We start from the raw sequence: 22,908 nt of genomic DNA, 5'->3' as shown, positions 1-22,908 counted from the left end.
AATTACATTTGCCGAAAAAATTGAGATTCCTTTCATGAAAAGCATCAATATCTTTGGCCTTTTACTACTATGTATCATTGCTAATGCCCAGACCGAAAAAAATGTAGATCACCAAAGTCTGCTTTGGACACGTTATTTCAACCAATTGACAATAAACGACAAATGGTCATTACATACTGAATTTGACAATCGGGTATTTATAAATCCTTTCGAAGACAATTTGTTTTTGATTCGGATGCACGGACGGTACAAAATCAATAAAAACATAGATTTGGGAGCCGGTGCTTCTTATTTCTCTGTAGCCACTCAGGTGCCTGAAAACACTAATGATTTTAGAACACCAGAATACCGCATACAGCAGGACATCTCATGGAAGCACGACTATAGTAATTTCACTACGCATCAGCGGTTTCAAGTGGAGGAACGGTTTATACACAATGCAGACAAAACAGGCTTACTCCCAGGAATTGCTTTTACCTGGAGATTCAGGTACCGCCTGCAGGGTGAATATTCCTTCTGGCAAAAGGAAAAGCAGTATTTAAAAGCCATAGTGTATGATGAACTGATGATTAATGCTGGGCAAAGCATCGTAAAAAACACTTTTGACCAAAACCGGATTTACGCCGCTATGCAGTACGGCATCAATAAAAATATTGCATTAGAATTAGGTTATTTAAACAGTTTTCAGCAGCGGGCAAGCGGTGTTGATTATTTTGACAGAGATATTATCAGGTTTACCTTTTATCATAAAATAAAACTTACCCAAAAACACAAGACATTCACCAATTAAGGTTTTTAAAAAGTTAAACCCAAAACTGATTGTTTTTTTGATTGTTAGTTTTTATGAATAAGGTAACTAACAAGATTTAAGACAACAATTATGAGTATTGAAAAATTAAATTACACCTTACTGGATTTAATAAAATATTTTCTAAAGTTAGGAACTACTGGTTTTGGCGGGCCTGTTGCTTTGGTTGGTTACATGCACCGCGACTTAGTTGAGAATAAAAAATGGATTAACGATTCCGACTTCAAGGAAGGATTAGCACTCTCACAGCTGGCTCCCGGCCCATTGGCTGCACAACTGGGAATTTATATTGGATTTGTACACTTTGGCGTTTTAGGAGCTACACTTTCCGGATTAGCATTTGTCATTCCTTCTTTTATAATGGTTGTTTTATTAGGAATCACTTATCAGGCTTATGGCGGTCTGCCCTGGATGCAGGCAATTTTTTACGGAATCAGTGCTGCAGTAATTGGAATTATTGCTGTGAGTTCTTACAAACTCACTGTGAAATCTATCAGTAAATTTGAAATTCCGGCTATCAAAAACAGCTGGTTACTGTGGATATTTTATATTACCGCTATCGTGCTTACTGCAGTGACTCAAAATGAAGAACTGCTGCTATTTATCGCCTTGGGACTCATCTATATGATTGTAAAAGCACCTCCGGAATGGATCAGACGTCCTAAAACTGCTTCCTTCTTTTTACTTTCTACAGTAGGTCTCTCAACTATTGATCTGGGAAAACTAGGCGACCTTGCCTGGTTTTTTATCAAAGCTGGTGCCTTTGTTTTTGGCAGCGGACTGGCCATTGTTCCTTTCCTGCACTCGGGTATTGTCGCTGAACACCATTGGCTCACCGAAAATCAGTTTGTCGATGCTGTGGCTGTGGCCATGATTACTCCGGGTCCGGTAGTAATCACTGTAGGCTTCATTGGTTATTTAGTGGCTGGATTTACCGGTGCCTGCATTGCGGCTTTAGGTGTTTTTCTTCCCTGCTATTTATTTACGGTTATTCCTGCTCCTTATTTTAAAAAGATTTCCCAGAACAAAAGCATCAAAGCATTTGTCGACGGAATAACTGCAGGAGTAATTGGCGCATTAGTGGGTGCTGTAATTGTAATCGCCATCCGGACAATTATAGACATACCAACTGCCTTAATTGCTGCAGGAACCGCACTTATTTTGATTTATGTAAAAAAAATACAAGAACCTCATATTATCGTTATAGCAGCAATTTTAGGAATTTTACTGAAGCTATTTTAATCAGTAAGAAAAGAAATCATTAAATAAGCATTATTATTTTATGAATTATTTATTTTCGAATTAACAAAATTCACAATACAATAACGTAACTTTATGTAAAAGATATAGTTATGAAAAATTATGTGATTAAATTGGTGTGGTTTACCACAATCTATGTCATGGTTTTTACAGCAATATATCAAGCTGATTTATTTCTGTCACTTCCAGTCATAATGTCAATGTATCTTTTGGGTTTGGGTGTGGCACTCAGTATGGTTTTCTCTGCTTTTTATGAAGAGGAACACAAAACCTCAAAAAAAATGGAGCATTGAAAAATAATTCTAAAAAATATTTTTCATAACAGCCAAAACACATTTCAGAACACATTAGGTAAGAAAAGTCCTAAACATAAAAATTTATGTTTAGGACTTTTCTTGTCTAAAAAACCAACATGATTAGAATTAGTTTTCTTCTCTATTACCGCCGTTATTGTCTCCAAAACCGCCGCCGTTATCTCCATTACCATTATCTCTATCTCTGTTTCCCCAATTACCTCTCGCCTCTCTCATTCTTTCCATATTGGCTTTCTCAATGTCTTTCATTTTTTTAAACTGCTCCGGAGTCAAAATGGCTTGTAGTTTAGCATCCGCAGCTTTTCTGTCTTCTTGCCTTTTTGCTCTTAAAGCATCTCTTTCAGAAGCCGACAATTCTTTTGAATTATTTCCCATTCGTTCTGCTCTAAAAGCTTCCATCTTGGCATTTTGCTCTGCAAGAATTAGCTTTATCTGTTCTTGCTGCTGAGGATTCAGACTTAACTCTTTAGTCAGTTTATCCAGCTGTGCCTGACCTCTTTGTTCAGGAGTCTGCTTTTCTCTTTTCGGCTTATTTGATTTATCTTCTGACTTTGTCTGCTCTTGGGCAAAAGAAGAAGCACTAATAACTAATAAAGCAGCAATAATTAACTTTTTCATATTCATTTATATTGAAGATTAAAACTATAAGACTATTTTGTTTTAAAATGGTTTAACCCATAATTCCTTAATATTTTATTAAAAAAACCAATTTAAAAACAATCAGCAGTATTCATGAAATTAATCCATATTCATACCCTCTCTTCTGAAACCGCCGTAACCGCCGCCAGGAGGCTGACGTCTATCTCTTGGTCCGCCGAAAGTTCCAAGTTTATATGTTAAAGAAAACATTGCGTATCTTTTCAATACTGTATTCTCTTCATCACGAATCGTCGTTGCAGATATTGTTCTGGATGCACTTTGATTCTGATTTAAAACATCATAAACTTTTACTTTCAAAGTCATTTTCTTTTCGAAAAAACCATACGACAAACTGGTGTTCCATAAATAAAAATCTTTTTTGAAATCACCTGAAATATTCGAATTGTAATTATAACCAAAATCGTTTCCAAAAATCCAGTTCTTTGGCCAATAATTAGTAGTCTGCAAGTTTATTCTATGCACCACATTTGAACTGGCTTTTATTGACGAATTGCTATATGCTGATTCGTTATAAGACAAGCCGTAAGAAGGTGAAACACTAAGCAGTTCGCCATAATCATAGGAAACATAGACATTTGGTGAAACTCCAAATGATTTTGCACTATATAAAACAGCATTTGTAAATCTTTTATCCAAAGAATAACTACCGTTTAAACGCAGACCATATCGTACAACGTGAGCGTCCATTTTGATACTCTGACCCCAGTTTCCGCCAAGATTAGTTCTATACGTTCCTGTAACATTTTGATAGGTAGTTGTCCTTTGTCCAGAAACCGCATCATAAATAGACGAAGCAACCACTGCACTATCATAAAAATCCCCACTTGCAAATATGTTATATCCAGAACGGGTACGCATATCAAAATTTCTGTAATTAATATTTACACTATTGACTTTATTAAGATTCAATTCTGGATTTCCTATTACAGTATTCAAAGGATTTGCCAGATTGGCTACTGGCATTAATTGTGTTGCCGAAGGAAGACTGCTTGAATAATTGTATCTAAAAATGATGAATTTTGACTTATCAAATTTATATCTCACTTGTGCATTCCCGTAAGGCAGCACATATTGCTGATTCAAATCAGTGGCATTGTTCAGGTAAAGTGAATGATTATTGTAATCAACTATAGAAGTTTTGGAATTCAAAGTAAAAGTAAAATTGTTTTTTTCCAAAGTAAGTCCCAATTTTGGACTAATCGAGTTTTGACTTGAGGTAATATAATTTGTCTGCAGATTATTTAAAATTGAATACGTTTGAGCTGCATTATCATAATCATAGGTTTTCGCATCATTCACTTCGCTGTCCCATCCCAATTCTGTACCAATACGAATTCGCAGTGAATCAGTTATTGGTTCCGTAAATTCAATTTCGGCCGAATAAGAGTCTGCTGTATTATTGCTTTTTCCATTTTGATGACGCTCATCATTCTGTCTGTTACCTTGTTTAAAAACAGTTTTCGACTCATTTATTGCATCCGAATCGCTATTGGAATTAGTATTACTGAAAACAAAACTCAGGTTACGGGCTTTTCTTTCAAAAGCTTTATTAAAATTTATGGTATTCCCAAAATTAGCAGATGCATTTTCTTTGTATGAAGTCCCGTTACTTTCATTTAAAGATACCCCATTTTGATCTGTAGCTGCACTAGAAGATTCTGAGTTGCTGTTGGTACGGGATTTACTGATATTTGGTGTAACAACCAGTCTTGTTGTTGGATCTATTTTATATTCAAACTCAAAATTAGCCTTATTTTCTGTGCCTTCATTCCTCGTTTTTGAAGTTGAGTCGGTAAAATTAGTGCTGGTTGATGATAAAAATTCTGTCTGCTTGGATTTCGATTGATTTTCATTAATCGTATTCTTAAAATCATAGCCAGCCGTTGTGTTAAAAACTTTCGCCCACTCATCCGAATAATTAAAACTTACCAGATTAGTTGTCGTAATTCCTTTTCCAGATGCCGTGGCTCTAGTTGCCTGCTTGCTGTTTCGTCCGCCTCCCATATTATCAAACACTTCGTCCATAGCAAAACCGGTCGAATTGATATTATTAGCAGAACCCAGTAAACTTATTTTTTGTTTATTATTAAAATAGTTCAAAATAAAACTATTTTCATAACGGTCGTCAGTTCCATAACCGCCCATTATTTTACCAAAAAGACCTTTATTTTTCTTTTCATCAATAGTAAAATTGATACTGGAATCATCCGAACTGGCTTCTTGTTTAGACAGTTCTTCTTTTTTAGTTTTAAAATCAGAAATCTGAACTTTATTAATCATATCGGCTGGCATATTTTTCAGCAATATAGCACCATCCTTACCAAAGAAAGATTTCCCGTTAACCAAAAACTGAGTTACTTCCTTTCCATTAGCCGTAACTTTTCCATCTGTATCAACCTCTACTCCAGGCAGCTGTTTCAGCAAAGTCTCAACATTGGCATCAGGACGCACTTTATATGAGGCTGCATTAAACTCTAGAGTATCTTTTTTTATTTTAATAGGAGGTGCGTCATTTTTTACAACTACTTCTTTTAATGCAGTTTCATTTTGGGCTAAATATAATTTTCCAAAATCTTTATTTTCCAAAAGTTTATTCTGCTCTTCTGTGTATGTCTGATAGCCCATAAAATTTATCTTCAAGAAAACTGGCTTATCGTATTTTTTGGTATTTATTTTGAATTCCCCATTTTTATCAGTAGTCGTATATTCAACAACTGTTGAATCTTTGACATTAGAGAAATAAACCATAGCCGATTCCAATGGTTTTTGAGTATTTATATCATAGACAGTTCCTTTGATAGTAATGTTATTTTGAGCATTAGCTGCAAAAAAGAAAAACACAAACAGTAAAGCGGCGTAAATTTTAGACATATAATATTTTATTAAACAATATGACTAAGACATTGAACTTTACAAAAGGTTTAATTACCATTTAAACATTTATTTAACAAATCTTCTGTTTAGCATATAAACACCCCGAAAACAAAGCCGTTTTACCCATAAAAAGGCATAAAAAAATCCCGATTGCTCGGGATTTTTATTTTTATTTCTTTCTCCTTAATTAAAACGTTGCAACTTCAATAGTATAATTAAATTTGCTTTACAGTTGGTTCTGAAGATTTAAAATCGGGAACTAATATTGTTGTTTGTAATTTATTAGCAGCAGGTATTTGATCAGAAAGTATTGTGTATATAGTATTGGTACTTTCACCATTTGTTATATCTACCACAACTCCATATTCAGCAACTTTTTCACCCTTATCATCAAAAATAGTAATGATATGTTTTAGTGGTGCACCTCGATAAGTGTAATAACCATCAAGATGTGTTACTCCGTTATGAGTTTTATCAACATCAACAAATCCTGTACCACTTCCTCCATCGTATTTAGTTTGTACTTTTACTTTATAATTCCAACCCTTTAATTCATCTGATAATTGAAACACAGATATTACACGGCCATTAGTTGGCAATAATGTAAAGGAAACAGGAGTATTTATACCAGCTTTTACATCTATTGTTTGTACATTGGTTATATAATTAACAGCAACCGATTTTGCAGCCCATTTTATAAACAAATCATTCACAGATAGCGTACTAGATTCACCAGCCCAAAAACCATAAACATATTCTTCTCCATTGGTACCAGAATTAGCAGTAACACTAAATTTTGAAATGCCAGTACTAAAATTTCTTATTTCAAATCCATCAGAAGCACTAACATTGTTATCGGAAACGATATTAAAATTAAAAATACTTGGAAGTTTAGCGACATCAACTGGAGTAGCTTTAATTACAACTGAATTAACAGTAACCGGAAGTGTTCCACGTTTTACATCTTTTCCTGTTAGACTAGTCCTTTCTGAATTAAGATTAATATTCATTGATGTTTCCTGACTAACAGCCTCATCTTGTACAGTAGCTCCATCCGAACAACTTATAACACTCAACAACAACATACCGCCCAATACAATTTTTCTCATAACTATCTCTTTTATTTTTAAAGCAAATTTCCGACAAAATAACATTAAATACAAATTATAAAGCATAAATTAATACTATTATTATTTCAATTTCTCTACTACATAAATTATAAAAATCCCCTCTTAATTTACGCTACCTCCAAATTATCTCATTCAAAATAGACAGTTTAATAAAATAAAAATCGCTCCGGGGAGCGATTTTCTAATCAAAAGATTATTTCTTAGCTTGACCATACACAATTTGGAAGTAAAACTTTAAATAGTGAAACTATCAATTTTTCTATTTTTCTCTAATATAAATATCTATTGGCACTCCTGCGAAATCCCAGTTTTCTCTAATCTTGTTTTCAAGGTAACGTTTGTAAGGTTCCTTAACATACTGTGGCATATTAGCAAAAAACACAAACTGAGGCGTTGCTGTTGGCAGCTGCATACAATATTTAATTTTCACATACTTCCCTTTTGTTGCTGGAGGCGGATACGCTTCAATTACTTTCAGCATAAACTCATTGAATTTTGAAGTAGCAATACGCTGCTGTCTGTTTTCATAAACCTTAACAGTTGCTTCCAAAGCTTTTAGCAGACGCTGTTTAGTCAACGCCGAAACAAAAAGAATAGGCACATCTGTAAATGGCATTAATTCTTTTTTGATTTTCTCTTCATAATCTCGGGTTGACATAGTGTCTTTTTCAACCAGATCCCATTTGTTGACCAAGATTACAAGACCTTTACGGTTTTTCTCGGCCAGCCAAAAAATACTTTGATCCTGTCCTTCAAATCCGCGGGTTGCGTCAATCACTAATATACAGATATCGGCATGCTCAATCGCACGCACTGAACGCATTACAGAGTAAAACTCCAAATCCTCTTTCACTTTGGCTTTACGGCGGATTCCCGCTGTATCCACCAAGTTGAATTCGAAACCAAAACGGTCAAATTTTGTATCAATCGCATCACGTGTAGTTCCCGCAATATCGGTAACCATGAAACGGTCTTTACCGATAAGCGCATTGATAAAACTCGATTTTCCTGCATTTGGACGTCCTACCACTGCAAAACGAGGCAAAACAACTTCTTCTTTTACTGGCTCTGGTTTTACAGGAAAAGCTTCAATCAGAGCATCCAATAAATCACCTGTTCCGCTTCCTGAAATACTGGCGAAAGTAAAATAATCTCCCAATCCCAAGTTGTAAAACTCCACAGCATCTTTCTCACGCATCGCATTGTCCACCTTATTGACAGCAAGCAAAACCGGTTTGGTCACCTTTCGCAATAATTTGGCAACCGTTTCATCCATTGGGGTAATCCCCTCTTCAACATCTACAACAAAAATGATAACATCAGCCTCATCGATGGCCAATTCTACCTGTTTACGAATTTCTCCCTCAAAAACATCATCCGATCCGCGCACATATCCACCGGTATCAATCACAGAAAACTCTTTTCCGTTCCACTCGCTTTTACCATAGTTTCTATCGCGGGTAACCCCAGACACTGAATCTACAATAGCTTCTCTTCTTTGTATCAGCCTATTAAAAAGGGTTGATTTCCCCACATTAGGTCTTCCTACTATCGCAACAATATTACTCATAATCTAAATTAGATATTAATTTTTCCGAACACTGCTTTCCAGTTTCAGCCTGCAAAGGTAGTGTATAAAAGCATGAATATCAATTTTTTTGGTATATTCGCCAGATTAGATTCCCTTAACCACTTCATTTTTAATTTTATGGATACCAATAATGAGATCCGTCTGCGCTTGCGCTTCTACAAAGAAGTTGACCAAAACATCGATTCCCTGCGTCAAAAATTCATTCAGTTTACCACGACAAAATCCCCAGATTTCATTCTGAAAATAAAAGAATACCATATTTGGATCAATATAAAAGGCTCTAAAAAAGCCTATTGGTCTCCTCATCTTCATATTGAAATGGAGTCCAAAGGCGAAAACCGAACCAACATCCGGGGACTTTTTGGCCCCGATCCCGGTTTGTGGACTTTTTTTATGTTTCTGCATTTTATGATAGCGGGAACATTTATCATTTTTTGCGGTATCGCCTACTCCGATTATGTACTTAAAAGATCCACTTCGGGTGATTTTGTTGTGATGTCGCTGATGATTTTTGCTTGGTTTCTGCTCTACGTCATAGCCAAACAAATACGAAGCAACGGCGAAAAACAAATGAATGATATCGAAAAAGTCTTTTTGGAAATTATTGAGACTTAACCGCAAAGCACGCAAAGAATTAAGCAAAGTTCGCTAAGCTTTGCGTACATAGCGATTCCTTTGCGAACCTTGCGGTTAAAAAAAATCAGCATTAGGAAAACCCCCAAATACTGATTTTAAATTATTATTTTCTCCCGTACGGGGACGGACAAGTCGCGACCTGTCCCTACGAATTATACCCAAAACGCTTCAGCATATTCGCATTGCTTCTCCAGTTTTTATTCACTTTCACATACAATTCAATATGGATTTGTTTGCCAAAGAATTTCTCCAGATCCACACGGGCATCCATTCCCACTTTTTTCAAAGCAGCACCTTTGTGACCGATTACAATTCCTTTTTGAGTCTCACGTTCTACCATAATCAAAGAACGAATACGAATGATGTTATCATCTTCGAAGAATTCCTCCGTTACGATTTCTACTGCGTAAGGAATCTCTTTACTGTAGTTCAATAGAATTTTTTCACGGATGGTTTCGTTTACGAAGAAACGTTCCGGTTTATCCGTTAATTGATCTTTTGGGTAATAGGCAGGTGATTCCGGCAACAGCGAAATAATTCTTTGAAACACTTCTGGCACGTTAAAATTCTGCAATGCCGATATTGGATAAATCTCTGCATTTGGTACTTTCTCTGTCCAAAAAGCCACTTGCGCTTCCAACTGCTCTTGATTAGAATTATCAATTTTATTCAGCAACAGCAACACCGGAATTTTCGAATGGATAATTTTATTAAAAAAAGCTTCATCTTTCAAATCCTGTTCTCCTATTTCGACCATATAAATCAATATATCAGCATCTTCAAAGGCAGATTTCACAAAGTTCATCATTGATTCCTGCATTTCGTAGGCTGGTTTGATGATACCAGGTGTGTCGGACAAAATCAACTGAAAATCTTCACCATTTACGATTCCAAGAATCCTGTGGCGAGTTGTTTGCGCTTTCGAAGTAATAATTGACAATCTTTCACCAACAAAGGCGTTCATTAGCGTTGATTTTCCAACGTTTGGATTCCCTATGATGTTTACAAAACCTGCTTTATGTGACATTTCTATTATAATTTATGGTGCAAAGGTAGTCATATCAAGCCAATACACGAAATAAAACATTTTTTAAAGTTTCTATTGGATTTGTCAAAATTCAGCGTATCTTTGCACCCGAAACATCGCGGGATAGAGCAGTAGGCAGCTCGTCGGGCTCATAACCCGAAGGTCACAGGTTCGAGTCCTGTTCCCGCTACTAAGGTAGCCTTATTGAGATTACAAAACGCACATCGCGGGATAGAGCAGTAGGCAGCTCGTCGGGCTCATAACCCGAAGGTCACAGGTTCGAGTCCTGTTCCCGCTACTTGACGGGATAAAGAAGACAAATCTTTCTTTATCCCGTTTTTATTTTCAAACAAAGCCCTGTTAATCATATAGATTAGCTCCAAAACTTCATTCACTCGAGCGGTTCGAAACGTATTTTTTACGATAGTGAAATTTTCTGGAAATATCGAACCAATTAGCTCCCTACACCCTATCCAACCCCCGTCTTTATAGCATTGATTCAATTCAAGAAGCCTTAAAACGCCTTTACTAAGTAGATCCTTTACATCTTGACTACTCTCACTTATATTTGATAGCTTTTGTTCAAGTTTAAGGGTTTCATTTTTGTAATTCGAATTCATTTCACTGTAATCCAATACATCAATTTGTTGTTTTGACAATAAATCTCTGATGTATGCAATTCTCTTTTTATAGTCATTAATTTCTTCAACTAGCTTTATTTTATAATCAATATTCACTTTGTCACTCTCTTTATAAGCCTCAATAATTAAATTTTTGTAGACATTTCCTATTTCAGCTATCGGTATATACATTTTAAGATTATCCATAAAAACAGTATTTGCACTATCTGCATTAATCCTAAATCTACATCCAGCAGAACAATGATAGTAAGCATAATAATTATTTCTTCCCTTAGAAATACTTCCAGTTAGTATTTTATTACATTCAGGGCACATAAAAAATCCTCTCAAAGGAAAAGGTTCTTTCGTAACAATTTTTGGGCGAAAGTTTCTTCCTCTGCCATCTAATACCTCTTGCACTTCATTAAAAAGAGTTTCCGTAATCAAAGCCTTATGCTGTCCTGTAACATATTTTGCTTCTTCATCCTTATATTTAGGCACCGTGATTTTTCCACAGTAGACAGGATTTCTAATTAATCTCCAAAAATTATTTCTTGAACATTTTAATCCTTTCTTCTTTGCTTTAAAAAATATTTGTTCTGTATTAAATACACCTTTTGCAAGCTCTACAAACGCCCATTTAATAATAGAAGCTTCCGGCTCATCAAAGGCAATGTATTTTGCGCCATCCTCACGAATTCTGTTAATATACCCTGCTGGAGCTAACCCCATGTAACGACCTTCTTTTCTCGCTCTTCTCATTCCATGAAAAGTATTTAAAGCTCGTCTGTCATTCTCCACTTCTGGAGCGGCTAAATAAAAGGCCAGCATCATCTTATTTTCAGGAATTGATAAATCTAAAGGCTGTTCTATTCCTTGTGGCTCAACACCAAGTTTTCTAAGTATATTTATCATTTGATATGCATCGCCAGCGTTTCTGCTAAATCGATCCCATTTTGTGAACAGAACTAAATCAGTTTTGTTTTTATTTTTTCTTAACTTTTCCAGTAGTTTATTCCATTGTGGTCTAATAAATGTTTTAGCGGAATGATCCTCATAAATCACATCCCTTATCGTGATGTCATTGATTTGGCAATATTTTCTTAAAACCTCTTCTTGATTTCTTTGAGAATATCCTCTGTCTGCTTGTTCGTCGGTACTCACCCGTACATATAAATCTGCTATTTTTTTCATTGTTTTGTTTTTAAATAATTAGAAACCGTAATACTCGCTAGCTTTCGTAAAAACTCTAAAATCAATCTCGCTTGCTCAAGGGTGACTTCTACTCCTTCATCTTTCAGCATTTTAAATGTTTTTTCAGCTGTCATTTTTCCTCTTTCATTCTCATCATCATTTCTCATTTTTTAAATCCCTCTTCATTAAAAAATACCATTAATGGTCTTTTTGTTCAACAATCATTTATTTTTGCTATAAAGAAATAAAAACAAAAGCAGAATGCTGTTGTGGTGACCTTCTGAGGCATTCAAAGGCATTGTTTGACTGTTTTGCTAAAAAAATGTTCTTCTTTGAATAACTGTTTTATCTCGTATTCATTTATTGAGTTGTATAGGTAAATAAGTGCGATTGAATATTCCTACATGCTTGCTTTCCTGCTTTTATACTTTTCTGGATTCATTCCATCTTGCATACCTGCGTTCTTGCATACTTACTTACTGCATTCCCGCTTTTATACTTGTATGCTTTTCTGCATTCATTCCATCTTGCAGACTTACCTGTATTTCTGTAAGCATGTATATACATATCACGAAATAAAAAAGTGCTTAATTAGGTAAATAGACTAATTTTCAGTGGTAGTTTTGGTTTTGCCATTAATAAAACTGTATTCATAAATCATCTTTTACGCTGGAAATGAATTTTTTCTAAATGATTTTATTAAAAACAGGTTATAAAAAATCTTGTAGAAAATTGAAAAGTCTTAAGCTATTTTTCCCTGCTAACTTTAATCCGCCTTTTGGGGCGGATTCTAGTGTTCATCAGAACAATGGCATTTTGTAACTCGAAGCGAGCACGAAAAGCACCATCCTGTTTTGTTCTTCTCCGACAATCCCGTTCTGCTCCAAGAGCTTGTTTATATTTTCCAGCAATTGGGGTTTTGAAAGAAATTCGACTGCTTTCTCATGTGCCTGCGGTGTAAGTTCCTTCTCGGAGTAGCGATCCGTTACGGGATTTATTTCCGCATCAAAGAGTGCTTCCCGATGCTCTTCAAGCAAGTTAGTCAGCTGTAGAAAGTCTGTTTCGAGTTCCTGAAAGTCAAAACCCTGTTTTTCGGAGAGTTCTCCGCACTGGCTCTGCACACTGCCAAAATCAAAAAGGTCAACTTTAAGCCTGTGTTTTTTCTGCGTGGTATGTGCCACAATTTGTAATGACACCCTGAGGTTTCCCAAATCCATAGGCAGGTTGCCTACAACGAAAAACACTCCTGCGATTCCTGTATAGCTGATTTTGTAGCCATTTACAATCTGCAGGTTACTGCCTGATTTTTCTGTTTTTGCACTTTTTAAAAGATTCGATATTCCGTCTGTTCCATAATTGACCCACATGTCATTCAGACTATGCCCTTCGGGAAGTTCCACTATCGATAGTGGAACATCGGGTCTGATCTCCTGCATTTGTAATCTGATCTTTTCCATTTTCTCACCGCTTAAAGATTATTATTTCTTCCAATTCATATAATGACCTGATAACTTCCAAATGCTGTTCCAGCAGTTCCCCGTCATGCAGGGCAATGACTGCTTCCCTCTGATCCAGTATTCTACTTTGTATTAAGCTGGCGCAGTCAATGACTGTGGGTGCTAAATACAATTTCTTGGTCAGCGGATGCGGATAGGCGGGATAGATTCCCTCGCTGTTCAGGTACTGCTCTTTCTGCTCGTCCAGATCAAAACGCAGGGCATAATAATTCACTATGCTGTTGTCCTGACTCAGAAGGGGAAAAATAAGCCCATACCGTCCAAAGACAGTATAGGCTGTAAAGGAATCGTCCCTGACTCCGGCATCGCTTTTTGTAATCACGCCCAGTTTTTCAAACTGGTCTTTTGATTTCAGTGTTTTGCGATGATGAAACTGTCCCGAATTAAAACCGATCCGAAGATCTGAATATTCCAGCCCGATATTTTTTAGGTATTCCCTCGGCTTTACAGCCTTGGCACTTCTGATGCCTGTTTCAAAAGACCGGAAAAGTGATTCTAAACTTTCCATACTATTTTAATGATTTCTATTATTTTGGAGGTATGACGGCCAAGGCCATGAGCAGTACTGCATTATATCAAAGAAAGAATCAAAGTCTTCCGGTAAATATAAAGATGCGTTTTTGAAGTTGTTGCATTATAGGCACTGCTGGCACTATTTGTCTGTTGATGGCGTAATGCCCAAGACAATTTATTTTTCAGGGCTGGGTACAGCCCGGCAATCTTGCAGATAGGTATCGTTTAAATGAGCCAGCCAAAACTGGCGTTCAAAACTCTGGAGAACCGCAGGGCGGAGGCCTGATGGGATAAATTAAGGAGATGGTTTGGTACATAACCGGAGAATTGTATTTTTAATGGCAGGCAATTAAAAAAATCCCAATAATGTATCCTATCAATTCTTTATATACGGTACATTAAAAATCGTGTTTCATACATTTGATGCAGATAATACCTGCCTGAAAATACACTTAAAGCTTTGGTTTCCTGCGCTTATCTTTCCGCTTTAACTGATTGGCAAATGCAGTTTCCTCAAAATCTTCTCCCTGTGCTTGGGGCAATATGCCTCCAAAGGCTTCAATAAGATTGCTTTCCTGCCCGCTGTACGGCGTGTCTTCTTTCGCTAAAAAGTCGGACTGGTTATGTGGCTGGCTGATCTGGTTACCTGTAGGAATAATTTTCTGCAAAGCAGTTTCTTCTTTTTTTGGCAGATCTGCCTTATTGCCATTATTCCACCAGTCATTGAATGCATTGGCGGAAAGGTTTTTGGCGAGCTCTGATCCGTTACAGACACAGCGGGATTGGTGGTCGATAAAAGTGATGCCGTAAATACGCCCATCGGCATTTCGGCGTACCACGACATTTATCCCTTGTTCCAATAGTTTTTTCTTAAATTCCGATTCGTTCAAAGCAGTCTGCATTGCCGATTCGATCCTGCCTTTGAGTGCTCCCTTAGCCGGCCTGTCTTTTAGTTTTATCCTGCTCTGCCCATAGTGGGATTCAAGTTGTGCCAATCCGGCACTTTTTCCAAACAGCGAAGCCTTGAAGGGACTGCTTGCCTTTTCTCCCTTATCATTCAGCGCAAAATAGACCAGTCCCTGCTTTGGGATTCCGTTATATTCGCCCCTGACTTCTTCGGCTGTAATCTTGAAAAGGGAAAGCAGGGCATTATACGCCCCGAAAGTCTGAAACTGGTAGTATTTGGGAAGATGGCGGATTACCGAAGCCATTTGGCTTTTTATATCGCCTTCTTTGTAATTTATGGGTTTGAATACGGGGCTCTGTGAGTTTTCTTTTTTTTCAACAGCCGATATCAGTCCGTATTCTTTTTCGAGTGTCCGGCACACCACCATAGAGTGTCTTTTTTCAAATTTGTCTGATATTTTCCTGCCGTCTTCGTCCACGCAGACCGATACGATATGGATATGGGTGCGGTCAATATCAGTGTGCTTGAATACTACAAAAGGCTGGTCTGCGTAGCCCATCTGCTTCATATACTCCTGTGCCATGTTTTCAAAATCAGTATCGCTTACTTTATCTTTAGGGTCGGGATTGAGCGAGATATGAAGTATTGGTTTTTCCGTGTTTCGGTTGGCCAGCAGGTGCAGTTCAAAAGAACGGGATATCTGCTGTAGGGAATAGCTACCGTCAGGAGCTTCGATAATCTTCTGGGTAAACAAAACCCGCGCATTCTGTTTTTCAACTTTTTGATAGTTGTAGTTCAATGCACCGTATAGGCTGTTGCCTCTTGAGATTTTAGCTATCATTTAATGGGTTTCTTTCAGGTGCTTTTCTTCAAATTCCGCTGTAAGCTGTATTATCTTTTGTGACAGAAAGGCAAGCTCTGCCGTCTGTTTTTCCAGTTTGTACAGATATGACAGGGCTTTCTTTTCGGAAAAATTACTATTAAGCATTTTTACAACCTGATTGTAATTTACCCCCACAGCCCTGAACTGTCCGAATAAGGCGGTCAGGCGCACATAATAATCGATTGCCGTCTTGTCAACCTTTATCGTTGTGATGCCCTTTTGGAAAATGCACGCTGTAATAAAGTGTGCCATTACATTCATGCCGGACGCATCGAACAAGGATAGAAATCGGGCATTTTCTTCCGCATTCAGGCTGATGGAATAGCGATGGACGGCGGGATCTTTTTTAGGATGCCTGCCTCCTTTGTGCGAGTTCTTTTTTTCTTCATTTTCCATGACCCCAATTCCTCATAATTATTTAAAAAACATTTTATTTTATTATCAGCAGTGAAACTAAAAGTGGAAGTATTTGGCCTGTTATTTCTTAATAGAAAAGGCCGTTTTTTCAAGGACAAATCGTTGCATAACCCACAGAAAATCGTTAAATTTATAGTATGAAAAAGACAAAAAAACAAAAAGAAATTCCCAATCTTCATCCCAAATTCTTTTGGGAATTTATATTTGAAAAAATTAATTGGGAACGTTCATATAAAATGGTAATTGCCCGCATTATAGAGCGTGGCAGTCAGGATGAAATTGACGAAATCGTCCGTTTTTATGGACGGGAAAAAGTGATTACTGCTGTCCGTGACGAGATTTACTTTCTTCCCAACTATGCCATTGAAGATGCCCTTACATTCTTTCCCGAACTTAAAAAGGAAGAGATGTACTGCTACCTGAACCGCAAGGATAAACCGTATCACTGGATTTAGTATAACTACATTCCCAAACGGGTTTTTCTTGGTTTATTTAATTCATCGTCTTGACCCTGTTCCGTCTTCACTGGAATATTAAGAGGCTGGTTTTTACGCTGTCTCAGGGATTCTTTTTCACTTGGGCTTAAATTGTTCCCGCTGTTGTTCACATGACGAAAAACCGTTTTAACAGGGCCGATTATATCCACAGGCTTTTCAGGCTTCTGTGCAGGCTTATTTTGACCTTCCTCAGTTTTAATAACCAGCAGTTTGCCTAACAGTCTGCCCAGCCCGGTTTTTCTTGGATTTTTAAGCTGTCTGAGGAAATTCGAGAAGAAATTGCTTAAGATGTTTCCACCCCTGTCTACCTGCATAAATGGAGCTTTTGTCCTATCATCCTTTTTTTTAATTTCCTTCATTTTTTCCTCTTCAGGTCTATGCGGTATCGGTTTTTTCTTTTTCTTCTCCGTTTTGTCTTTATGCTTATCTTTTTTCATCGTTTCATTTTTACGGCGAAAGGTAATCATAAGGGCTTTTTATTCTTCATTTTGGCACCCTAAGGCATTGATTGGCGTTATATGTCCAGATTTAGAGTGGCAGGGGTTATATTCTGCCAAAAGAATATAATAAAAAGAAAAGCAAGGTAGGACGTGCTGGATCAGCCTGTCCAAAAGACTACGGCATAATGTTTTGCTCGTCCCTCACAAACCACCCTTCGGGACTTATTCCGTTTCCTTTTGGCCTGCCTGGATCCCGTCCTGTAAAATTGCTTTCTTTTTCTTTTTTCCGTTTTTCTGTTTCTTTTGAAATATATTTATGTTGTCAGGTATGGATATACATGTGTATCTGAAATCCTATTTACTTATTTACATAAGGGAGCATTCATGGCTATGCGTAAAAGGATACCTATGCAAAAGAGTAAAATTGTAAAAACGTATGTACACACATACAGCCATACATGCGCATTTACTTATGGGATTAAATACATCTGTAAATCTGCCCGTCCGCACAGAATTGCATTTATACGCAAATAGGCATGAGAATATGTATTTAAATTTTAATGTACACATTTGTATATTTCCAATTCGGCAGAGAATTGCAGTTAAGTTTCTCTGGAATTTATAGGGGGTAAACCCATTACAGTCAGGACTGCCAATACTATCCTGTTTCTGCACAGTCTTATCAAAGCTGATTTTGATCAAAGCAATCACAATACATAACATTCCTAAATATCCGCTAAACAAAAAAAAGGGCATCAAGCCCTTTCAATTAAAACCATCGGTAAGAATATTTTCGAAAGAAAATGGCAAGTTGTGTTTTGAGATGCTTGAAATGAATTCAGCATCTCAAAACAACTTGCCCCTGCAGGGGGCTGGAAAACGTCTCCAAAGTCGCTATGTTTGTCAAATGTTGAAGAGAAAAGGCATAAGCCTTTATTTGGTTTTATAAATTTGATATAGAATACTAAATACCAAATAAACAATGACTTATGCAAGAACTAATGATCAAGATTACAGAAAACGAACAAAAAATTTTTGTTGGAATAGATGTACATCTAAAAAGCTGGACAGTGACAATCTTAACAGAGAACATTGTTCATAAAACCTTTACGCAGCCTCCTAGTGCGGCTGTTTTAGCGGATTATCTCAGAAGAAATTTTCCCGATTGTGAATACTATTCTGCTTATGAAGCAGGATTTAGTGGATTTTGGGCACACTATCAATTACTGGAACTGGGAATAAACAGTATTGTGATTAACGCTGCTGATGTTCCAACTTCGCAAAAAGAACTCTTTCAAAAGAACGACCCCATTGACAGTAGAAAAATTGCAAGAGCCTTAAGAGCGGGACAGCTTAATGCAATTCACGTCTTGAAAATAAAAACTTTAGAAGACCGTTCTCTGGTGAGAACAAGGGATATGTTAGTAAAGGATCTGGTAAGATTGAAATGCAGGGTTAAATCTTTTCTTCACTTTTACGGAATAGACATGCCCGAACAGTTCAAGAGCCCTTATACACACTGGACTAAACGTTTTATCCAATGGTTAAGGGAAGATGTACAACTATCTTCACCATACGGTATAGATTCTTTAGGGTTTCTTGTTTCCGAGGTGGAAAGTCTACGAAAACTATTGCTTGAGGTAAACAGAAAAATCAGAGATCTAAGCGAAGAAGAACGCTATAGTAAACAGTTTGGGTTATTGGTAAGTATCCCTGGAATTGGCACAATTAGCGCAATTACTTTACTAACTCAAATTGAGGATATAGCACGTTTTAAAAATACTGATTCATTTGCTTCTTATATTGGATTAGTACCCAACTTTTATTCGAGCGGAGAAAAAGAAAGTATAGGACAAATTACATTCAGAGGGCAAAAAATATTGAAAAGAATACTGGTAGAATGTGCATGGATGACTATCCGGTTTGATCCTGCATTATCCATATCCTATAATGAATATTGTAGACGGATGCAGCCAAATAAAGCCATCATAAGAATTGCACGAAAATTATTAAACAGAATTTATTATGTTTTGAAAAATGAAAGAATATATGCCTGTGGAATTAAGTAATAAGAGCTATAAAAACAACAAATATGAGGTGACCGCTTAATCCCCGACTGTAACTAGATTACTATCCGAAGTTTGCGGCCCTCAACTATAAAAATTGAAAAAGCGAAATGTAGCATTTAATGTCTACTGATAGAAGGTTGTTTTTATAGTAATTATTTATGAGTGAAAGGTTTTTTTAGCCATTGAGCGATACTTGTAATAAATAAAAAAAGGGGATGATAAATCATCCCCTTAGAATAATGTTACAGTGTAACGCAGGAAGTCTATTGCTAACAAGTTGCTCCTCAGCAGAGCCTGTTTCCTCTTCAACTCCTTAATACAAAGGAAATTATTTTTTGATATAATTAAAAATAACTGGAGAAAAACTTTGATTACAACATAGAAGTCGGCGTTTTATTAAAATTACAATTTGAAACAGGCTAATTGGAATCACTCTTATTTTTTTCATTTAAATGTTTTAGGTAAAGCATATCCAGTAACTCTGTCTCTTCCAATGGGATCAGCATTTCTATTATTCTTAAAAGACTTCCAACATATCTTTCAGTATTTATATTACTTTCAGTACTGACTTCAATTCCGTCCAAAGCAAATTTTGCTGTTTTAAGCAAATCCATTATCATGCAAAACAGGTCTCTATATCCTTCCACATTTAATTCAATAGTGTGTATATCATTTCTTGTTTCTTCTACTGGCTTGAGCAATACAAAATAATGCTCAGGGTTCTCTATGAACTCATTTAATTTGATTTTATCTTTTTCCATAATCTTTATTTTTAAGTTGATGTTTTATTATCTTCAGGAATTTTATCAGCTTTTTTATCCTTATCAAATTTCAGTACATATTTATGCATAGCGTCGAGCGCTTCTCCTTCGGTACAGGGGAGTAACTGCACTGCCATCTCCAAAAGACTTATGAGATGAACTGTGGGATTTATAATCTGCCCTGAATTTTGACTTCCTTCATTATAAAGGGTATGCAGACAAATCTTTAATAAATCCTTTATTGAACCAAGCAAGTCGGAATACCTCTCAAAAGTTATATTGGCATTAAATAGATAATCTTTTTTATTATCAGGTTTCAAAGTAGTAAAGTAAGCGTAAGTCGTAATTTCTTCAATGAAATCTGCCAGTCCTATATCTTTTTCATTTTTCATAATATCATAATTTATACATTATCCGTTTCTTCATTTTTATTTTCTTGATCATTCAGCATCTCCAAATACAGCCTGTGCAGGTTATCCAGTCCTTCAGCCTCACTGCAGGGCAAGAGCTGTACAGCAACTTCCAAAACACTCACAAGATGGGAGGTGGGATCTTGGATTTGTCCTGAATTTTCCAGCCCGTCATTATACAGCGTATGCAGGGCTATTTGAAGTAGATCCTGTACCGTATAGAACAATTGTGTGTAACGGGCAAATTTTATATCGGCGTAATAAATGCCGTTTCGGTTTTTCTGCGGGTTCAGGGTTCTGAAAAAGAAACTCTCTTTCAGCTCATTTACTAAATCTTCAATTTTTTTATTATTATTCGTTTCCATAATTTCTAATTATCGGTTTTCTCAGGCTCATTTTCAACTTCATTTTGTCGGTTTATTTCATTTTGTATCAAAATTTCCGCTTGCTCTTTGAATTTTTTGCACCTTTCTTCCACTATCTGATAATATAAATAATCAACATCGTTAGTCTTACTAAAACGCAACGTGTTGGGCTGTTGCTTAAGAAGTTTAAATATGGATTTGTCTTCCTTGGTTTGGCGGGGAAAGAAATCTGCAGTTATGGTCGTAAAGTATTCCCAGAGATTAAATAAATACTCCAATGCAAAATGATTGGGAGTATAGCCTATAAAGACACGGATCAAAGACAAACAGATTTGCTCCACTATTTGATGAAGAGCGGACATTTTTACTTCATCCGAACTAGAAGCATCATCATCATTATATACCCAGCCCCAGATTGTAGCAATATTATTATTCCTCCATGCTATATAATGCGATGTAGATTTTAAATTCCTTTTTGGAGTTTCACTAATATTTAAATAAGGAGGCTTGTTAATATCTTGAAATAACAGCTCTGCGTTCTGCATGATCTGCCAAAAGAAAAACTGCTGGTCTTGGCAGAGGTCTTTAAGACTCTGTACGTGGTGTATAAGAACAGTAGCGGTCAAAGACCCTTTAGTCTTTGTTTTTATCTTATCACTTATATCACTGCCCACATTTTCTTTGGTCTCCTGTACAAAAACTAAGAGGTATAAATGACTATGTTCTTTTTGCAGCTCTTTATCAGGATAAATTTTCCTGCTCGAACTATAACCTGTTTCCTGCCTGCCAAAACAATAAATAGCAGATGTTTTAATGTGGTCTGTAATTACTTCCTTCAACTCCTTTTGCTGTGAAAATTCAATTGCATTCATAATTTTAAATTTTTAGTTAATAATTATTTGAAAAATTGTATTTTTGTTTAACACACAGCAAGTAAGTGATTCCTTGTACAGTACCGTATCAATTTACCCCGTATCGTACACGACTATTTCTATATCATACAGGGGACTTACTTTTTTATTCTTAATTATTATCTTTGAGCGATGAGTACATTAACAAAACCAAATCACATAGGACGAAAAATCAGTCGTATTCGTGAATTAAAAGACATGAAACAGGAAGCTTTAGCGCAGGCTTTAGGAACAAACCAGCAGGCTGTTTCTATTATGGAAAACAGCGAGACGATAGAAGAAGAAAAACTTATGGAAGTAGCAAAAGCTCTGGGAGTAAGCGTGGAAGCAATTAAGAATTTTTCAGAAGAAGGTGTGTTTAATTATTTCAATACCTTTAATGATAATGTAGTTACAACTGGAAGTATTTTTGCAAACAATTGTACATTTAATCCTTTAGATAAACTAGTTGAAGTTTATGAAGATAACAAGAAACTTTACGAGCGACTATTGCAAGCCGAAAAAGATAAAGTAGAATATTTGGAAAAATTACTAAAAGCGAAATAGGCTTTTATAAAAGATATCATGGCTATCCGAAAGTTTTACTGAATACTCATAAAACACCTTGTACTCCTTGTAAATAGGTGTTTATTTTTTTATTATGCTGAAAATAAGTCAAAGCTGAAATTTAATTTTGGTTCTGATCTTATTTTTTTAGCTCCATCTCCGACTTGATTGCAGACATAATATAAACTCAGATAATACACTAAACAGATTCTAATTTTCTCAACCAGATTTGAGAATGATTTCGTCTTTTTAGATACCGTCCTGTTAATTAATTCAAGCAATAAATAACAGATTAACGCGATGTAAATTTGCGATTTGACCGCATTTTCACTTGTACCCAAGAATGTTTTTATTTGTAAGTTTTGTTTCATTGCCTTGAAAAACAATTCTATATCCCATCTCTTTTTATATAAATCGGCTATGGTCCTGGCTGACCATTCTAAATTGTTGGTTATTATTTCGATAACCTTATTTTCGTCTTGCTTATAAACGTGGACTAATCTTAGTTTTTGCTCGTTAATACCTGTTGCTATAGCTTTATTACTGATTAGGAAAATA

At 36.2% G+C, this 22,908-nt stretch carries 24 protein-coding genes and 2 tRNA genes; 9 read left to right on the top strand and 17 right to left on the bottom strand.

Annotated features, from left to right (window positions below):
* Positions 1-34 precede the first annotated feature (34 nt).
* The 3 genes from IRZ80_RS18760 (at position 35) to IRZ80_RS18750 (ending at position 2,361) form a co-directional block, all read left to right on the top strand.
* Positions 35-790 (top strand): DUF2490 domain-containing protein, encoded by a 756-nt coding sequence (locus IRZ80_RS18760; protein ID WP_194643535.1) that lies wholly within the window; start codon positions 35-37, stop codon positions 788-790.
* A 90-nt stretch (positions 791-880) separates the two neighbouring features.
* Positions 881-2,050 carry a chromate transporter gene (locus IRZ80_RS18755; RefSeq protein ID WP_194643533.1) on the top strand — a complete coding sequence of 390 codons (1,170 nt, stop codon included), beginning with the start codon at positions 881-883 and terminating at the stop codon, positions 2,048-2,050.
* Between the two features lie 110 nt (positions 2,051-2,160).
* On the top strand, positions 2,161-2,361 hold the full coding sequence (locus IRZ80_RS18750) for a hypothetical protein (RefSeq protein ID WP_194643530.1): 201 nt from the start codon (positions 2,161-2,163) through the stop codon (positions 2,359-2,361).
* A gap of 129 nt (positions 2,362-2,490) precedes the next feature.
* On the opposite strand, the gene IRZ80_RS18745 is transcribed toward IRZ80_RS18750, so the two are convergent.
* From IRZ80_RS18745 to der, 4 genes are all read right to left on the bottom strand, one after another.
* Positions 2,491-3,000, bottom strand: coding sequence for a Spy/CpxP family protein refolding chaperone (locus IRZ80_RS18745; RefSeq protein WP_194643528.1), 510 nt, complete (start codon positions 2,998-3,000; stop codon positions 2,491-2,493).
* A 120-nt stretch (positions 3,001-3,120) separates the two neighbouring features.
* Entirely contained in the window at positions 3,121-5,913 is a 2,793-nt protein-coding gene (locus IRZ80_RS18740; protein WP_194643526.1) for an outer membrane beta-barrel protein, read from the bottom strand.
* 218 nt (positions 5,914-6,131) lie between these two features.
* A complete protein-coding gene (locus tag IRZ80_RS18735; protein WP_194643524.1) occupies positions 6,132-7,025 on the bottom strand; it encodes a hypothetical protein in 894 nt (297 codons plus the stop codon).
* Positions 7,026-7,305: 280 nt separating this feature from the next.
* Positions 7,306-8,616 carry a ribosome biogenesis GTPase Der gene (gene der / locus IRZ80_RS18730; protein WP_194643522.1) on the bottom strand — a complete coding sequence of 437 codons (1,311 nt, stop codon included), beginning with the start codon at positions 8,614-8,616 and terminating at the stop codon, positions 7,306-7,308.
* Positions 8,617-8,688: 72 nt separating this feature from the next.
* On the opposite strand from der, the gene IRZ80_RS18725 reads away from it, so the two are divergent.
* A complete protein-coding gene (locus tag IRZ80_RS18725) occupies positions 8,689-9,252 on the top strand; it encodes a hypothetical protein (RefSeq protein ID WP_194643520.1) in 564 nt (187 codons plus the stop codon).
* Between the two features lie 166 nt (positions 9,253-9,418).
* Here IRZ80_RS18725 and era read toward each other — a convergent pair whose 3' ends face one another.
* A complete protein-coding gene (era, locus tag IRZ80_RS18720; protein WP_194643518.1) occupies positions 9,419-10,300 on the bottom strand; it encodes a GTPase Era in 882 nt (293 codons plus the stop codon).
* 117 nt (positions 10,301-10,417) lie between these two features.
* On the opposite strand from era, the gene IRZ80_RS18715 reads away from it, so the two are divergent.
* Positions 10,418-10,490: transfer RNA gene (locus IRZ80_RS18715), tRNA-Met, on the top strand.
* A gap of 35 nt (positions 10,491-10,525) precedes the next feature.
* A tRNA-Met gene (locus tag IRZ80_RS18710) sits at positions 10,526-10,598 on the top strand.
* Here the strand turns inward: IRZ80_RS18710 and IRZ80_RS18705 are convergent.
* The 6 genes from IRZ80_RS18705 to mobA all read right to left on the bottom strand — a co-directional run bounded on the left by IRZ80_RS18705 (position 10,558) and on the right by mobA (position 16,330).
* Positions 10,558-12,114, bottom strand: coding sequence for a recombinase family protein (locus tag IRZ80_RS18705; RefSeq protein ID WP_194643590.1), 1,557 nt, complete (start codon positions 12,112-12,114; stop codon positions 10,558-10,560). The two genes, IRZ80_RS18710 and IRZ80_RS18705, sit on opposite strands and share 41 nt — an antisense overlap.
* Positions 12,111-12,281 carry a hypothetical protein gene (locus IRZ80_RS18700; protein WP_194643516.1) on the bottom strand — a complete coding sequence of 57 codons (171 nt, stop codon included), beginning with the start codon at positions 12,279-12,281 and terminating at the stop codon, positions 12,111-12,113. Before IRZ80_RS18700 ends, IRZ80_RS18705 begins: the two co-directional genes overlap by 4 nt.
* Positions 12,282-12,914: 633 nt before the next feature.
* A complete protein-coding gene (locus tag IRZ80_RS18695; protein ID WP_228520955.1) occupies positions 12,915-13,571 on the bottom strand; it encodes a hypothetical protein in 657 nt (218 codons plus the stop codon).
* 4 nt (positions 13,572-13,575) lie between these two features.
* Positions 13,576-14,139 (bottom strand): hypothetical protein, encoded by a 564-nt coding sequence (locus IRZ80_RS18690; protein ID WP_194643514.1) that lies wholly within the window; start codon positions 14,137-14,139, stop codon positions 13,576-13,578.
* 457 nt (positions 14,140-14,596) lie between these two features.
* Complete coding sequence (gene mobB / locus IRZ80_RS18685; protein WP_194643512.1) at positions 14,597-15,892, bottom strand: conjugal transfer protein MobB; 1,296 nt, start codon at positions 15,890-15,892, stop codon at positions 14,597-14,599.
* A complete protein-coding gene (gene mobA / locus IRZ80_RS18680; RefSeq protein ID WP_194643510.1) occupies positions 15,893-16,330 on the bottom strand; it encodes a conjugal transfer protein MobA in 438 nt (145 codons plus the stop codon).
* Positions 16,331-16,488: 158 nt separating this feature from the next.
* On the opposite strand from mobA, the gene IRZ80_RS18675 reads away from it, so the two are divergent.
* Positions 16,489-16,806, top strand: a complete 318-nt coding sequence (locus IRZ80_RS18675) for a DUF6922 domain-containing protein (RefSeq protein WP_194643508.1) — start codon at positions 16,489-16,491, stop codon at positions 16,804-16,806.
* Positions 16,807-16,811: 5 nt separating this feature from the next.
* On the opposite strand, the gene IRZ80_RS18670 is transcribed toward IRZ80_RS18675, so the two are convergent.
* Positions 16,812-17,285 (bottom strand): hypothetical protein, encoded by a 474-nt coding sequence (locus tag IRZ80_RS18670; RefSeq protein WP_194643506.1) that lies wholly within the window; start codon positions 17,283-17,285, stop codon positions 16,812-16,814.
* A gap of 992 nt (positions 17,286-18,277) precedes the next feature.
* Between IRZ80_RS18670 and IRZ80_RS18665 the strand changes: the two genes are divergently transcribed.
* Complete coding sequence (locus tag IRZ80_RS18665; RefSeq protein ID WP_228520954.1) at positions 18,278-19,357, top strand: IS110 family transposase; 1,080 nt, start codon at positions 18,278-18,280, stop codon at positions 19,355-19,357.
* Between the two features lie 419 nt (positions 19,358-19,776).
* Here the strand turns inward: IRZ80_RS18665 and IRZ80_RS18660 are convergent, their stop codons facing one another.
* From IRZ80_RS18660 to IRZ80_RS18645, 4 genes are read right to left on the bottom strand one after another with little or no spacing between them, the layout of a single operon-like run.
* Entirely contained in the window at positions 19,777-20,118 is a 342-nt protein-coding gene (locus IRZ80_RS18660; RefSeq protein WP_194643504.1) for a hypothetical protein, read from the bottom strand.
* 11 nt (positions 20,119-20,129) lie between these two features.
* Positions 20,130-20,510: a hypothetical protein gene (locus IRZ80_RS18655; protein ID WP_194643502.1), complete on the bottom strand. Its 381-nt coding sequence runs from the start codon at positions 20,508-20,510 to the stop codon at positions 20,130-20,132.
* Positions 20,511-20,521: 11 nt separating this feature from the next.
* Positions 20,522-20,893, bottom strand: a complete 372-nt coding sequence (locus IRZ80_RS18650; protein ID WP_194643500.1) for a hypothetical protein — start codon at positions 20,891-20,893, stop codon at positions 20,522-20,524.
* Positions 20,894-20,898: 5 nt separating this feature from the next.
* Positions 20,899-21,765, bottom strand: coding sequence for a hypothetical protein (locus IRZ80_RS18645; protein ID WP_194643498.1), 867 nt, complete (start codon positions 21,763-21,765; stop codon positions 20,899-20,901).
* Between the two features lie 171 nt (positions 21,766-21,936).
* Here IRZ80_RS18645 and IRZ80_RS18640 point away from each other — a divergent pair, with 171 nt between their 5' ends.
* Positions 21,937-22,350, top strand: coding sequence for a helix-turn-helix domain-containing protein (locus IRZ80_RS18640; RefSeq protein WP_194643496.1), 414 nt, complete (start codon positions 21,937-21,939; stop codon positions 22,348-22,350).
* Positions 22,351-22,442: 92 nt separating this feature from the next.
* Here the strand turns inward: IRZ80_RS18640 and IRZ80_RS18635 are convergent.
* On the bottom strand, positions 22,443-22,908 hold a 466-nt coding region (locus IRZ80_RS18635), incomplete at its 5' end, for a transposase (RefSeq protein ID WP_194643494.1).

It is taken from the genome of Flavobacterium sp. HJJ (genome assembly GCF_015351475.1).
GTDB lineage: Bacteria > Bacteroidota > Bacteroidia > Flavobacteriales > Flavobacteriaceae > Flavobacterium > Flavobacterium marginilacus.
Note: the sequence above shows the minus strand (reverse complement) of the source record. Positions and strands in the feature narration are given on the sequence as shown.

Excerpts from the sequence above, each read along its gene's own strand:
- IRZ80_RS18760 (WP_194643535.1), top strand. The coding sequence starts at position 35 with ATGAAAAGCATCAATATCTTTGGCCTTTTACTACTATGTATCATTGCT.
- IRZ80_RS18645 (WP_194643498.1), bottom strand. The coding sequence starts at position 21,765 with ATGAATGCAATTGAATTTTCACAGCAAAAGGAGTTGAAGGAAGTAATT.
- IRZ80_RS18665 (WP_228520954.1), top strand. The coding sequence starts at position 18,278 with ATGCAAGAACTAATGATCAAGATTACAGAAAACGAACAAAAAATTTTT.
- IRZ80_RS18655 (WP_194643502.1), bottom strand. The coding sequence starts at position 20,510 with ATGAAAAATGAAAAAGATATAGGACTGGCAGATTTCATTGAAGAAATT.
- IRZ80_RS18650 (WP_194643500.1), bottom strand. The coding sequence starts at position 20,893 with ATGGAAACGAATAATAATAAAAAAATTGAAGATTTAGTAAATGAGCTG.
- mobB (WP_194643512.1), bottom strand. The coding sequence starts at position 15,892 with ATGATAGCTAAAATCTCAAGAGGCAACAGCCTATACGGTGCATTGAAC.
- IRZ80_RS18740 (WP_194643526.1), bottom strand. The coding sequence starts at position 5,913 with ATGTCTAAAATTTACGCCGCTTTACTGTTTGTGTTTTTCTTTTTTGCA.
- IRZ80_RS18700 (WP_194643516.1), bottom strand. The coding sequence starts at position 12,281 with ATGAGAAATGATGATGAGAATGAAAGAGGAAAAATGACAGCTGAAAAA.
- IRZ80_RS18660 (WP_194643504.1), bottom strand. The coding sequence starts at position 20,118 with ATGGAAAAAGATAAAATCAAATTAAATGAGTTCATAGAGAACCCTGAG.
- IRZ80_RS18670 (WP_194643506.1), bottom strand. The coding sequence starts at position 17,285 with ATGAAAAAAGATAAGCATAAAGACAAAACGGAGAAGAAAAAGAAAAAA.
- IRZ80_RS18690 (WP_194643514.1), bottom strand. The coding sequence starts at position 14,139 with ATGGAAAGTTTAGAATCACTTTTCCGGTCTTTTGAAACAGGCATCAGA.
- der (WP_194643522.1), bottom strand. The coding sequence starts at position 8,616 with ATGAGTAATATTGTTGCGATAGTAGGAAGACCTAATGTGGGGAAATCA.
- IRZ80_RS18750 (WP_194643530.1), top strand. The coding sequence starts at position 2,161 with ATGAAAAATTATGTGATTAAATTGGTGTGGTTTACCACAATCTATGTC.
- IRZ80_RS18705 (WP_194643590.1), bottom strand. The coding sequence starts at position 12,114 with ATGAAAAAAATAGCAGATTTATATGTACGGGTGAGTACCGACGAACAA.
- IRZ80_RS18675 (WP_194643508.1), top strand. The coding sequence starts at position 16,489 with ATGAAAAAGACAAAAAAACAAAAAGAAATTCCCAATCTTCATCCCAAA.
- IRZ80_RS18745 (WP_194643528.1), bottom strand. The coding sequence starts at position 3,000 with ATGAAAAAGTTAATTATTGCTGCTTTATTAGTTATTAGTGCTTCTTCT.
- mobA (WP_194643510.1), bottom strand. The coding sequence starts at position 16,330 with ATGGAAAATGAAGAAAAAAAGAACTCGCACAAAGGAGGCAGGCATCCT.
- IRZ80_RS18695 (WP_228520955.1), bottom strand. The coding sequence starts at position 13,571 with ATGGAAAAGATCAGATTACAAATGCAGGAGATCAGACCCGATGTTCCA.
- IRZ80_RS18735 (WP_194643524.1), bottom strand. The coding sequence starts at position 7,025 with ATGAGAAAAATTGTATTGGGCGGTATGTTGTTGTTGAGTGTTATAAGT.
- IRZ80_RS18725 (WP_194643520.1), top strand. The coding sequence starts at position 8,689 with ATGAATATCAATTTTTTTGGTATATTCGCCAGATTAGATTCCCTTAAC.
- IRZ80_RS18755 (WP_194643533.1), top strand. The coding sequence starts at position 881 with ATGAGTATTGAAAAATTAAATTACACCTTACTGGATTTAATAAAATAT.
- IRZ80_RS18640 (WP_194643496.1), top strand. The coding sequence starts at position 21,937 with ATGAGTACATTAACAAAACCAAATCACATAGGACGAAAAATCAGTCGT.
- era (WP_194643518.1), bottom strand. The coding sequence starts at position 10,300 with ATGTCACATAAAGCAGGTTTTGTAAACATCATAGGGAATCCAAACGTT.